Below are 13206 nucleotides of genomic sequence, written 5' to 3'. Positions count from 1 at the left end.
ATCTGCATGCCCATTCGTCAGCAATCCTTCGGTGTGGAGTCCTCGGGACCCGAAGAGCGATGGGAAGCCAAGGCATGATGTGTGAGATATTCATGGGAACAGCGGAAGATGCTTGCTGTGCGGCCAAGAGGGGATGGGTGAGCATGTCCGACGACAACAGACGACCGGAAATGTTACGGGCTCTAGTGGTCCATGAATGGTTTGCGTCGATAGGTGGTTCGGAGAATGTGGCCAACGCCATCCGCCAGGCCTTCGGTGGAGCCGATCTCCTGTGCCTCTGGCGGGATCAAAGTGTTGCCGTGCCCGGGCAGGGCCGCGTGATGGAGACGTTGCTTTCCTTACGCCCATTCAATGGGCGTAAGGTTCTGTCGCTTCCGCTTATGCCGATTGTGTGGCGCATGACCAAGGCACGGGCGAAGACCTGGGATATTGCCATCGTCAGCACTCACCTATTTGCTCACCATGTGGCAGTCGCTCCGGGAACGCCAAAGCTCTTGTATGTCCACACGCCGGCTCGTTACATCTGGGAACCCGACTTCGATAAGCGCGGAGAGGGTTTGCTGGCGAGGGCGGCTTCGGCCATGCTCAAACCGTTGGATCGTCGACGAGCTCAGGAAGCGGCTGGGATAGCTGCCAACAGCGAGTTCGTCCGTCGGCGAATCCTGAAGCACTGGGGACGGGATGCGCGGGTGATTTATCCACCAGTTGCGGTGGAAGAAATTCGGGGAGTACGCGATTGGTCAATCTATTTGAGCGAAGCGGAAAAATTGCTTCTAGATGGTCTGCCTTCCGAGTTCGTGCTGGGCGCGTCCCGCTTCATCGCATACAAGCGGCTGGATTTGGCTATTCGAGCCGGCGACCTGACACACACGCCGGTAGTCATCGCTGGTGCGGGACCTGAAGAGCAGCGCCTGCGGGACCTCGCGGCCAGAGCAAGAGTCAGCGTCCATTTCGTTCTTAGTCCATCGGACAGTTTGCTCCGAGCCTTGTACCAAAGAGCAGCAGTCTTCATTTTTCCGCCAGTAGAGGACTTTGGGATTATGCCTGTAGAGGCCATCGCAACAGGAACTCCTGTCGTTTCAAACTCGATAGGCGGTGCGAGCGAATCGGTTTTGGAAGGACTAACTGGTGCTCACTTCGTACCGGATGATGATCAGTCGCTATTGAATGCGATTATCCGCGCGCGGGCATTGGATCGAACAGCTATTGCTGAGCACGTAGAACGATTCTCTCGAAGTAACTTCGAGAATAGCCTTCACGAATGGGTAGGAGAGTTCATTCAGAAGGTTGAAAGGCAAACGGCTTTCCAGGCAGCGGGACCAGAGTAGGGAAGTGCCACAAGTCGGCCACTAATGACTTTCGGAGTCGCGGTTCGTTCCCTGCGCCTGACTGCGCCCACAACGATGGGCTGAATCTTCTCGACGGTAGCATCCTCGATGCTGGGTTCTGGACGAACTCGTTATGGGGCAGGCAAGATGCCGGTAATGGACCGGCAAATGGAATTAGAAACAGAAATGGGGTTGGAGGTGGACGAGATTCGGCTCGGGGTGATAGTCGTAAATTATTTCTCATCTTCTCAGGTTAAGCAGTTCCTGGATTCTTTGGTCGCCGTTGATTCGGGTTGCGAGACCTATGTTTGTGTTGTCGACAATAGTTGCGATAATGAAGAGTTCAACCGCCTCGAGCGTTCCTTGAAGGATATGCCACCTGGCTTGGCTGGCTTCGAAATCGTACGAAGCACTGTCAACGCTGGCTATGGTCGTGGCAATAATCTCGGTTGGGACTCCCTGAAGGTTCATAGCCTAGAAGTTGTCGTGATTGCGAACCCGGACGTCATTTTGTCGGGGGACTTGTCTAGTGCCATGCGAAGAGTTCGTGATAACCGAGACACTCTTTTTGCTACTCCAACACGCCACGGCGCAAGAAACCTCAGTGGGTTGGGCGCCGTTAGTTTCGTGACCGGGAAAAGCCGCCAATTGACTGAAGGTGCCAAGTTGCCAAAGTTCAGCTTGACCTACCCAGGCGGACATTTCCTGGCCGTTGCGGCAGGCACCTGGGAAAGACTGGAAGGGTTTTCGTCAGATTTCTTTCTGTATGGAGAGGAAGCGGACTTGACCCTGAGGATGAGAAAGATTGAACCCGTCTCAAAAGTCCAGGTCCTGAGTGATATATTTGTCAGCCACTCTGGCGGATTAACGACCGGAAGCGAGGAAGGTCGACGAAAATCCGAGATCACGTACAGGCACGGAACACGCAGCGCTATTGTGCTATTTCGAAAACATCGAATTTTGCGTTTTTGGTGGCCGTCGATAGTTGGCATCCGTTTGATCTTTGCTCTAAGTACTTGGCTCAAAAATGGCCGTCGGTCTGGGACCGCAGTTTTCCTCGGGATACTGGATGGAATTCGATGGAGGCCTACAGGCGGAGTTATTAATTGAACAATTTCGATATCCTGTTCAACGTTACCTGTCTCGTAGTGTTAGCCATTGTGGCATTGATTGCGCTGCTTCAGGTCAAGTTCAATATGATTGTATTCTTGGGTTACAACCTGTCCCTTGTATACGTTGGTCTATGCCTTCTGGCGGTCGACGGAGTGACTTCCTGGGAAGTGGTCAACCAATATGGATTAGGCGTGGCCGGGCTCCTGCTTGGCTACCTGAGTTGTAACCGATATGCCTATTCAAGACGGCTGACCGCACATACGTCGCCGACAACTGTGACTTTTTCGGACTCTTCCGTTATGGCCGTCGTGCTTGCCGCTGGCACCTTGGGATTGTATCATTTGGTTGCATCCGGAATTCCAATTTTCTCCAGCGCGATAGAGATCGAGCGATTCGATTTCACGTCGTCAGGTCTATTTGGGATACCAGGCCGGATGTTTCTTTTCGGCATTCCAATTGCCTGGATGTGTGCCTCTGTGAATGCCCATTTTTTGGGTGTCGCTTGGAGAGAATACCGTCCCTGGCAATTAGCGACAGGCTTCTACATCGTGTCAGCACTTCTCTCTGGCTTCAAGAGCGGCATGCTTGCAATGCTTTTTACAATGCTCATTGTATATTTCTTGATTAGGCCATCGCCTGTTCCCCTGGGGATCTTCATTCGAAAATACTGGTGGCTCTCCGTACCTCCCGTCCTCTATGGTCTTTTTGTTGCGAGTTCCTATTCTACTTATCAAAACTCGGCTGCACCCTTGTGGCGCCAGCTTCTAGACAGGGTGACCGTAGTCGGGGCACAACCTGCACAATTAGCCCTTGAGGGAAGACCGGCTTGGTACATGTCAAACGGTATAGTAAACGACGTCTCCTACTACTTCAGAAAGTATACGGGCGGTGACGTTTCGTTTTCCTATTCTTTTGAGCGGGCCATTTCCGCGGAAATAATAGGTGCGGATCCAGCTTCGTCTGCATGGACAACTCCCGTAACAATCGGAGGCTATTCAGAGTTGGTATTTTCATTGGGGACCGGTATAGCAGTCGTTTGCCTGGCAGCGGTTGGGGTGTGGATTGCTTTTGCACACAACATGACGCATCGTTCCTCGACGTCATTACTTCTGTCAGCGGTGATGGCATATGGGCTCTACAACTGGCTACTCAAGGGTGGTCTGATCTACTACATCCTAAACTTAGGCGCGGTGTGCGTCCTGCTGTCGGTGGTTGCCTTGTTTGGAAAGCTTGGAGAACAAAGACCGATTACGGGAGTCGAAATCATTTCCGCTCATACGGAAGCCGAGTTCCGTGATGTCTTCATTAACGAGTAGCACTGTAGTCGCCAAAGCGTCGTTGAACGACTGACTAGCGCCTTAGAATTAGGAAATCGCCAGGGAGCCTTTGAAATGAACACAACATATTGCGGCCCGAGTGTTTTGTCGCTTACGCTTTTTGTTCCATATGCGCGAATTCCACACGCCGGTGGTGAATACGTATATCGGCACTATGCTCAACTCTCGGAAACTTCGTCGCTCCAGGTTATTGCACCTCGCAATGCGGATAATGAAGAGGCGTCGCTTTTAAGCTCCAATGAGTCTTACAAGATCTCTTTGATTGATCGAGCCATCCAGCGGCCAACTAAAATGAATCTCGCTTGGTTGCTTACTGTAAAATACATTCGAGGCGTTTCACTGGGAATCGATACAGAACGGGGAGTGCGCCGCAGTCAGCAAATTCATTCTCTGGTAAAAGACGTAGAGTTTGTAGAGTTCCAGTGGACTGAAACGGCTAGTCTATCGCGATACTTTCGCAAGATAGCTCCCGCAGCCATCCAAGTTCTTGTTGCCCATGATGTCCTCTCGCAGCGATGGGGTCGCCGGTTAAAATCGGAGACCTCAATTCGTAATCGAATTTTTTATTTTGGCCGCTTTATTTTTAGTAGACTGGCAGAGCGTCGGCGTTTTGAAGCTGTAGATAGAGTTGTTGTTTTCAGTCAGAAGGATGCTGATTTGGTACGGCAAATCTGTTCGACTGCAGACATTCGCGTTATCAATCCACCTTTGATGGACAGTGGAATGTTGGAGTGGTCTAGGACTAAGACTAAGACTAAGTCTAAGACAACACCTGCGCCGCCAATAGTGTTGTTCACGGGGGCGCTTTCTCGAATAGAAAACCACGAAGCAATAGTGTGGTTTATAAATGAAGTCTGGGAAGATCTCAAGGCGGAGATTCCGAATTGCGTCCTAATGATAGCCGGCGCGGGACCGCAGCCTGATCTTGTGGAACTAACGGAGAATCACGTCGACATTGTGGTTACCGGGCGAGTCAAAGACTTGGCGCCCTACTACAAAGATGCGGATGTATTTATCTCGCCAATGCTGAACGGGGCTGGGGTAAAGTTTAAGAACATTACGGCGATGCTATGGGGTGTGCCAATTCTATCTACATCGGTGGGCGCTGAAGGCATTGGTTCTAATGATCTTTATTTGAATGTCACTGATAATACGTCCGAATTTCTGGAATCACTATCAAGTGCTCTGAAAGACAGCGAATTACGGCGCTCAGTTTCTGCAAGGGCTCAGCGTTGGGCGTTCTCAAAATATGGTGACGCTCAATTCGCGAACGAATTACAGAGACTTTATGACCCGTCTACGAGCGCCTTCTCAGTCAGCGAATGATTGCGAGAATAGCACGGTACTCTTGAATCAGCTCTTTCACCGCTTTCGGGTGGGTGCCGTAATGCAGTTTCTATGGAGACACTCAAGGCGACGGCTTGAGGATCGAGATACAATATGTCAGTCTGCGACGATGCCGGCGCCGTAATGAGTAGGTCCGAGTTGGACTACTGTCGCGACTTCCCTAGGAGACCCACCAATGACCAGACACGTCCTTAGCAGCCTAGTTTCTGAGGATTCCATTCGTCGTTTGAAGCATTTCCTTGCGGTCCTCAAAGGGCCGTCAGAGTTCCACAAGGATTCCCGGCGTTACTTTCGTTACGCTGCTCCTCAGGATGGACACGCTGGCACTTCTCTCCGAGGGCGGAACTTGGAGTGTCAGTTGACTAAGGACTACCATCGTGTCGAAAAGGGCTTGGCCCTTCGCAGTCCGCGTTCCAAGTTCGGCGCTGACGTTATGGCCAGGCTTTCCACGCTGCTCCCTGTTGTTACCGTGATGGAACCGGATGCGCCTTACGCACGATTTGCTGAACAGGCTTCTCAAGCGCTCAAACAGTGGAACGCTGGTCACGGCGTCGACAGTGAAGTGGCACCCCGATCAGATTCGTTCCCCCAGCCGGACTGGGACGTCAATTTCGTTGACACTTTTTTCAACAGCCGTAAATCTGTGCGGCAATTTGACTCAAAGAGGCCTGTGAGCCCTGAAGTGTTGAACAGGGCGGTTGGTCTAGCGGCCACGACTCCTTCTGTCTGCAATCGGCAGCCTTGGCAGGTTCGGTTCTACTTGGGCGACAGAGTCCAGAGCGTTCTCGCATTTCAGAATGGAAATGCGGGGTTCAGGAGTGAAGTGCCCTGCGTGGCTCTGATTACCGTTGATACGCGCATGTTCTCAGGTGCCAGCGAACGCAATCAGCCATGGATCGAGGGTGGAGTCTTTGCTATGAGCCTGGTATACGCCTTGCATGGCATTGGTCTGCAAACCTGCATGCTAAACATGTCTGTCTTGAACAGCCAAGCTGCTGCTGTACGTTCTGCAACTGGCCTTGAGGACGCTGAACAGATAGTGATGATGGTCGCAATTGGCTATGCACCAGGTGATTACCGAGTAGCACGATCGCCGAGGCGTAATATTCCGGATTTGATGCAGATTCATATGTAGTCCAATTTCCTTGGACCGATCCGTTGCCTAATCTGAGGGGCTGCGCAATTCCTCGATTTCGGCGCGATGTCATGTTAGTGATTTCCGAAGCGGGATGTGCGTTGTTCATAGTTTTCGACTAGTTTGGATATTGGTAAATGTGAAAAAGAGAATAGCCGGCATTTTGATAACCATTTTTGAATCTCGATCCTACCTTTGCTTATCTCGAATGGTAGACGAAGTGACACTTGTGTTTTTCAAACAAATAAAAGCGAAAGGTGCACGGTCGAAAGAGTTCTCCATAGTCGTTCCAACAATTGGGAATGGCAATTTGGGTGATCAGGCCATGTTTGATTCGTTCTTAACAAACGTTACAGGAAATATAGTCGCCGTTGTAAATAGCGATTCGGATCTGAAAATTTCCGACTTGTTCAAGTCGAGGGTCTCCATGGTTCCTTTGAGGGGTCTGTTGAGTGGGTGGCCATTAGGGCGGATACGCGCCAGAATGAGATTCTTGGAGCTGCTTCAGAATGCTTCCAGCCTGAGCGTGGTCGGTGCTGACATTATGGATGGTGGATATTCGCGGCGTGACTCGGTCCTCCGGAGCCAGCTTCTCATGATGGCAGGGTCGTTGGATGTTCCCAGCCAAATCCTAGGTTTCAGTTGGAACGGTCGCGCTAATTCCATTGCCCAACGCGCACTGGAGAGAGTTTCAAAGCGAACTATCCTTAATCTTAGGGATCCCATTTCCTTCGAACGTATACAATCAACGGCTTGTGAGAACACGGTCCTTTCGGCGGACACGGTCTTTGCACTGCAAGACAGACTTCCCGCAGGGGAGGCCAAGGACTGGGTTGACAGTCAAGAGCGTTGCGGCCGGAGAATCGCGGTAATCAACACGAGCGGGCTCCTTGCTCGACGATTCGATCTTGATTCTGAATATCGGTACATTACGAAGGCTTTACTTGGCGACGGGTATTCTGTTGTCATTCTTCCCCACGTGATACGAAAGGGCGACGACGATCTTGCAGCCGCTGTGAGACTCAAGGAGGCTTATCCTGGGGAGGATGTTTTTCTCGTAGATCGATTGTGGTCACCTGAGAACGTAGCGTGGCTGGCTTCTAAGGCGAGCGTTGTCGTCACCGGTCGTATGCACCTAGCGATTCTTTCGTTGGGCCAGGGTACACCAGCCATTACGTTAGCTAGTCAGGGCAAAGTCGAAGGAATGCTGAGATTTTTTGAACTTGAGAAATACGCTGTCGAACCGCGAGTTGGGATGGCTGACGATATTGTTAGGCTCATTGAGTTTATTCAGTTCGATGACGCAGCAAGGCGTGATGAGATTCTGAGTAGACTACAGGTGGTTGTACTTGATGCTCGGAAGAATTTTGCTTTAACTGAAGAGTTTCCCGCGCTGCAATCGTAATTGTTCAATGCCAAGTTCGCGTTGTACTTGGTGTCTGTATTCTTCCACTGGCGGATGCGTGAAGTCTTTCAGCAGCCAACCATGAACTTTGCAAGGCGGAACCAACATGTCATTAGGATCTACCGGGGTTAGAGGTGGGCTCGTCACGTTGGCGAGTCAAGCTATTAAAATCGTCACTCAGTTGGCGGGTCTTGTGGTATTGTCCAGGTTGCTTTCACCTGAAGATTTCGGACTAATAGCAATTATTACCGCCGTTGTTGCCTTCGGCGATCTATTTCGTGATTTCGGGCTTACCTTCGCCGCAATCCAAGCAAAAACACTTCTTGCTAACGAAAAGACAAACCTTTTTTGGCTGAATGTTGTCATCGGCTGTTTGTTTGCTGCTATTTTGACTTTGTCGGCCGGAACAGTGTCATCGTTATTCCACGACCCTCGCCTAGAGATGGTCCTTGTCGTCATGTCTGTGACTTTTGTCGCAAATGGCGTCCAAGCCCAATTTCGGGTCCAGCTTGTGCGGAATTATAGGTTCCTACTTCTTGCAATTGCTGAATCGTCGGCGCAGATTCTAGGCTTGGCTGTCGCTATTATCTTGGCGTGGCAAGGTGCGGGTTATTGGGCGCTGGCCATACAGCATCTGTGTATCGTTGCCGCCATCACAGCAGTAACAATTGCCGCAGCCCGATGGTTCCCTGGATTACCTCGGAGAAACGTTAGTTTGAAGAAGTACGTTGGCTTCGGTAAGAATCTTGCTCTCTCCCAGATACTGGGATACTTTGCGAGTAACGCGGATTCAATGGTGATTGGGGCTCGATTCGGCGCCCAATCACTGGGATTTTACAACCGGGCTTTCCAGCTGCTCATGGTCCCCGTAAATCAGCTGTTGGCCCCACTCACTAGCGTGGTTCTTCCGATTTTGTCGCGGTTGCAGATACACGATCCAAAGTTCATACGTTTCATAAGGTCTATTCATCTCGCCTTATCGTACGGGTCATTGTTGGTGTTTGCAATTGTAATTGTGGCTGGCGAGCCCATAGTCGAAGTCGCGCTCGGGAATGGATGGGAGCGGACTGCCGACGTCCTACGTATTCTTGCCCTTGGCGGTATTTTTCAAACGATGAATTTTGTTGGCTATTGGGCATTTCTTGCCGCCGGCGCCACCGCCTCGCTTCTAAGATACAACCTGATCACTAAAACTGCGACGGTGATTTGCGTGGTCATTGGGAGTCGTTGGGGCATTGATGGAATCGCTTGGGCATACTCTATGAGTCTCATCGCCACCTGGCCCTTCTTGCTGATTTGGCTCCAGCGTTTGTTCAAAATCTCCTTTATGGGGGTAATGCGGACGAGTTTTCGCGTCATAGCGCTCGGTTGCGTCTCAGTCGGCGGCGGATTGTTGGGATCGATCTATTTCAGTGTTGGGGACCCGCTTCAGTCAATTAGCATTACTATTTCCATCCAGTTGTGTCTCTATATACTTTCTCTTTTGGTACCCACTGTGCGGGCGGACTTACGGGAGATGATTAGATTCCTGCGGCTGGCAAGACGACAGGAGCTCGCAACTGCAGGATGATTGTGCTTGCACTTAATGGAGCCCCAAGCGATGTGTTTGAGCTAGAAGCTGGCTTTTATTGGCCTTATCCGCAGCTGTAACTCGATTTTCGAGGCGGGACCGAGAGGTCAATGCATGTATAATTGATGCGACTGCAGCAATATTGCCGTTCTGGAGGCGTACCTAACAGCGGTTCCAGTCATTGACTCAGGGGGACCCGGTTTGGACTTACGCGACTATCTGCGCATCGTTCGCCGCTATTGGATCTTGATTGCGGTGGCCGCTCTTATTGGCCCGTTGGTGGGCGGCATCGTATCCATAGTCGTCAAGCCCACGTACACGGCGAATACTCAGCTGTTCGTCNCGATTCAGAGCTCTGGTAGCGTCTCGGAACTTCAGCAAGGGAACACGTTCAGTCAGGCCCGAGTTCAGTCGTACGTGAAGACAGTCGGAAGTCNGATAGTGCTACAGCCAGCTATTGATAGTCTCGGTTTAGACACAACTCCGGCCGAGTTAGCCCAGCGAGTTCGAGCCTCGACGGAGTTGAACACTGTAGTCATTAACATCGGGGTTGTCGACGGTTCCCCGGCGCAAGCGGCGGCTATTTCCCAGGCGGTGGCAGACAGCCTCATCAACGCCGTTGAGAGTTTGGAAAAGCCCAAGACCGGTGGAAGCTCACCCGTTAGCCTCTCAGTCATTTCGCCAGCCGTGGCCCCAGCATCTCCTACGGCTCCCAATACGAAAATGAACCTCTTGCTCGGAATGGGTGCTGGACTGGCACTCGGCTGCATCCTTGCATTACTGATCGCAAAGATGGACAGTCGTCTACGTGGCGAATCTGACCTACGTGAGGTTACGGATGCGCCACTACTGGGGGGTATTGCATTCGATCAAGAAGCCGTGAAATTACCATTGCTGACTCAGTCGGCTCCGCAAAGCCCCAGGGCGGAATCTTTCCGACAGCTCCGGACAAACCTTAGATTCACGAATGTGTCCGGGGAAGCCCGCAGCGTACTGGTGACTTCTTCACTACCCGGAGAGGGAAANAGCACCACGGCGACAAATCTTGCCATAGCGCTAGCGGAGGCCGGTGAGTCCGTATGTTTGGTTGATGCCGATTTGCGCCGCCCTACTGTTGGTGAATACCTCGGTCTTGAGCGGAACGCCGGTCTAACAACGGCACTAATGGGTGCTGCGGATGTAGATGACTTGCTTCAGCCTTGGGGACAGGACAACCTATATGTGCTCACCTCGGGTCAGATTCCTCCGAACCCAAGTGAGCTGTTGGGTTCAGTGGAGATGCATGAGCTTCTAAGGCGGCTTGAACAGGTCTTTGACGTGGTGATCATCGATGCGCCTCCATTGTTGCCAGTGACGGACGCTGCCGTTCTTTCACAGCATGTCGGAGGAGTTGTGGTCGTGGTTGGCTCCCACAAGCTAAGGCAACAGGACCTTCAAAAGTCTCTGAGTGCGTTGGACATGGTTGGCGCAAAGGTCCTCGGGGTAGTCCTGAATCGTCTTCCAATGAAGGGCCCTGATTCATATGCATATGGCTACTATAGCCATGACGGTCGAGGAGAAGTGCGCCACAAAGTCCAACAGGGAGTTGGCGATTCCTCGAGGTCGACGCCGAGCCAAAAGGCAGAGAAATATGTGGCCGAAGACAGGGTGGTAGCACAATTTCCTTCGTCCAGGATTCCTGAAATGTAACGCCTGATTGTCAACAGCGTGAGAAAGCGGTCCCTGCCTGATTGGCTGGGGCCGCTTTCGTTGGTCACAGCAGGCATGGGGGCTTGTATCTCATAAGAGGCTCGTATCTCTTAAGAACCCCCTGTTGAGGTGGGGTGGTCGTCGGTTACGGTGGCCTTGGGAGGGGCCGGGGTGGTTCCGGTTTTCGGCTGGGCGTCATGGCTCGTGAAAGAGATCGTCGCCCCCGTCCGGTCTTCCAAGCAGACCCGATTGAGGCAATTAGTGGCCGGAGGAGAACGTTGCCGTTAACACGGCTTGTATCTCTTAAGTACCCCCTGTTGAGGTGGGTGGCTGTCGGTTACGGTGGCCTTGGGGGCTCTTCAAGGTTCCCGGGGAAATAGGTTCGTGTTGTAGCTAGCAGAGGACTCGTGGTCCTGCTGGGATGAGTGTTATCTACGCATTCAACCTGAACAGGAACCACGAGCCTTGTTAGAGCCTACTGTGACGGCCGAAGATGCTGCCAGCATGATCTTCAACCTGCCCGATTACCGCGTCACCGGCGCCGTGCTGCTCCCGGACGGGGCACGCCACATCACGGTGGAGACCACATTCCCGCCGGTGCCAGCGGCTGCGGGACATCCCGGTCGCCGGCCGGGTGGAGCTTCTCTGGGACAAGCGGCGCTGGTTCTGTGACGAGTACCTATGCGAGCGGAAATCGTTCTGTGAGGCGACGCCGCAGGTCCCGCGCCGGGCTCGGTCGACACGGCGGCTGCGGCAGACGGTACTGGACGCGGTCATCACCTCGGGACGGGCAGTGTCCGAGACGGCCCTGGCGTTCGGGATCTCGTGGTGGCTGGTCCAGAAGGTCATCGGTGACGCCGCCCTGCGCCTGCCGGACGTGGACCTGCTGGCACCCAGGATGCTGGGCATTGATGAGCACCGGTACCGGTCCGTGCGGTTCTTCCAGGACCCCGGCACGAAGGCCTGGACCCGGTACGAGCCCTGGATGACAACCATCGTGGATCTGGACACCGGGCAGGTCCTGGGCATCGTGGACGGACGTGACCACAAGGGTGTCGGGGACTGGCTCTTCGCCCGGCCGCTGGACTGGCGGCTGGGGGTGCAGGTCGTCGCGATCGACCCGTCCGCGGCCTTCCGGAAGGCGCTGCGGATGTGGCTGCCGCGCACGGCGGTCTCGGTGGATCTTTTCCACGTGACGATGCTGGCCAACGAGATGCTCACCGCCGTCCGTCAGGGCCTGTCCCAGCAGGTCCGGGGCCGGCGGGGCAGGGCCACGGACCCGGCGTGGGCGAACCGAATGCTGCTGCTGAAGGCCAATGAGAACCTCTCAGAACGCGGACAGCACCGGCTGGCGGGCGTGTTCGCCGCCGACGATCCGACCGGCAGCCTCCAAGCCGCCTGGCACGTCAAGGAACAACTACGCACCCTGCTGCAGACCGGCTCCCTCGAAGAAGCCGCCGCCGCGAAGACCGCCCTGGCGGACCTCGTGGAACGCGCCGCGATGCCCGAGACCAACAGGCTCTACCGGACGGTGTGCCGCTGGTGGGCCGAGATCGAAGTCCTCATCGTCACCGGCGCAACAACCGCCAAGGTAGAAGCCAACAACACCGCGATAAAACACATCAAACGAACCGCCCGCGGTTACCGCAACCCAAGCAATTACAAATCGCGTATTCTCTTGAGAAGTGCAGCCCGGATGGCAGCATAAGCGTTCATCTCAGCAGACCATTCCCCGGGAACCTTGAAGAGCCGCCTTGGGAGGGGCCGGGGTGGTTCCGGTTTTCGGCTGGGCGTCATGGCCCGTGAAAGAGATCGTTGCCCCCGGCCTGTCTTCCAAGCAGACCCGATTGAGGGAATTAGTGGCCGGAGGAAACGGTGCGCAGCACCGGTTTCCGTCCGGGCAGGCACCGGATGACTTACAAGCGCGGGAACCGTATCCGACGCTTCCTCAGCAGTTGCGGGAGTGTGAGGGAGGTCGCCGCCCTGGTTGGGCCCCCGTTAGCAGTCCAGCGTCTATGCGATAGCTAATGTGGTTTTTTCGGTCCACGTTTCCCAGTAGTCTTTCGGCGTCATGCCGTCCAGGGATCCGTGGGGCCGTTCATGATTGTAGATAGCTTTCCATTCGTCGGCCAAATACTTCGCTTCGGCCATGGTGTCCATGATTTCGCCGGTGAGTTGTTCCCTTCTGAATTGGGCATTGAAGGATTCGATGAAGCCGTTCTGCCAGGGTGATCCCGGGTCGATGAACGCGGTATCGACGCCGGCGCTGTTGCACCAGTCAA

10 protein-coding genes are annotated in these 13206 nt (G+C 53.6%); 9 read left to right on the top strand and 1 reads right to left on the bottom strand.

The genetic code is table 11. From position 1 onward, the window contains the following. Window positions 1–143 precede the first annotated feature (143 nt). From DAD99_RS04790 to DAD99_RS04750, 9 genes are all read left to right on the top strand, one after another. Window positions 144–1328 (top strand): glycosyltransferase, encoded by a 1185-nt coding sequence (locus DAD99_RS04790; RefSeq protein ID WP_227007675.1) that lies wholly within the window; start codon window positions 144–146, stop codon window positions 1326–1328. A gap of 168 nt (window positions 1329–1496) precedes the next feature. Then, a complete protein-coding gene (locus DAD99_RS04785) occupies window positions 1497–2438 on the top strand; it encodes a hypothetical protein (protein ID WP_193340574.1) in 942 nt (313 codons plus the stop codon). Beyond that, a complete protein-coding gene (locus DAD99_RS04780; protein WP_193340573.1) occupies window positions 2435–3757 on the top strand; it encodes a hypothetical protein in 1323 nt (440 codons plus the stop codon). Before DAD99_RS04785 ends, DAD99_RS04780 begins: the two co-directional genes overlap by 4 nt. Before the next feature lie 75 nt (window positions 3758–3832). Further along, window positions 3833–5104, top strand: coding sequence for a glycosyltransferase family 4 protein (locus DAD99_RS04775; RefSeq protein WP_193340572.1), 1272 nt, complete (start codon window positions 3833–3835; stop codon window positions 5102–5104). Between the two features lie 379 nt (window positions 5105–5483). Further along, the gene (locus DAD99_RS04770; RefSeq protein WP_193340571.1) at window positions 5484–6260 is read left to right on the top strand and encodes a nitroreductase family protein; all 777 of its coding nucleotides are present in this window, start codon (window positions 5484–5486) and stop codon (window positions 6258–6260) included. Window positions 6261–6399: 139 nt separating this feature from the next. Continuing rightward, window positions 6400–7665: a polysaccharide pyruvyl transferase family protein gene (locus tag DAD99_RS04765; RefSeq protein ID WP_193340570.1), complete on the top strand. Its 1266-nt coding sequence runs from the start codon at window positions 6400–6402 to the stop codon at window positions 7663–7665. A gap of 106 nt (window positions 7666–7771) precedes the next feature. Continuing rightward, the gene (locus DAD99_RS04760; protein ID WP_193340569.1) at window positions 7772–9235 is read left to right on the top strand and encodes a lipopolysaccharide biosynthesis protein; all 1464 of its coding nucleotides are present in this window, start codon (window positions 7772–7774) and stop codon (window positions 9233–9235) included. Window positions 9236–9490: 255 nt separating this feature from the next. Continuing rightward, window positions 9491–10924 (top strand): polysaccharide biosynthesis tyrosine autokinase, encoded by a 1434-nt coding sequence (locus tag DAD99_RS04755; protein WP_375372175.1) that lies wholly within the window; start codon window positions 9491–9493, stop codon window positions 10922–10924. A 523-nt stretch (window positions 10925–11447) separates the two neighbouring features. Next, window positions 11448–12632, top strand: a complete 1185-nt coding sequence (locus DAD99_RS04750) for an ISL3 family transposase (protein WP_309233202.1) — start codon at window positions 11448–11450, stop codon at window positions 12630–12632. A 305-nt stretch (window positions 12633–12937) separates the two neighbouring features. Here the strand turns inward: DAD99_RS04750 and DAD99_RS04745 are convergent. Continuing rightward, window positions 12938–13206 (bottom strand): integrase core domain-containing protein (locus DAD99_RS04745; RefSeq protein WP_193340567.1); only part of this gene is annotated, 269 nt, incomplete at its 5' end.

This window comes from Pseudarthrobacter sp. AB1, from assembly GCF_014926485.1.
Classification (GTDB): Bacteria; Actinomycetota; Actinomycetes; order Actinomycetales; family Micrococcaceae; genus Arthrobacter.
This window is presented reverse-complemented; position numbering and strand designations above follow the sequence as displayed.

Excerpts from the sequence above, each read along its gene's own strand:
- DAD99_RS04775 (WP_193340572.1), top strand. The coding sequence starts at position 3,833 with ATGAACACAACATATTGCGGCCCGAGTGTTTTGTCGCTTACGCTTTTT.
- DAD99_RS04760 (WP_193340569.1), top strand. The coding sequence starts at position 7,772 with ATGTCATTAGGATCTACCGGGGTTAGAGGTGGGCTCGTCACGTTGGCG.
- DAD99_RS04785 (WP_193340574.1), top strand. The coding sequence starts at position 1,497 with ATGGAATTAGAAACAGAAATGGGGTTGGAGGTGGACGAGATTCGGCTC.
- DAD99_RS04790 (WP_227007675.1), top strand. The coding sequence starts at position 144 with ATGTCCGACGACAACAGACGACCGGAAATGTTACGGGCTCTAGTGGTC.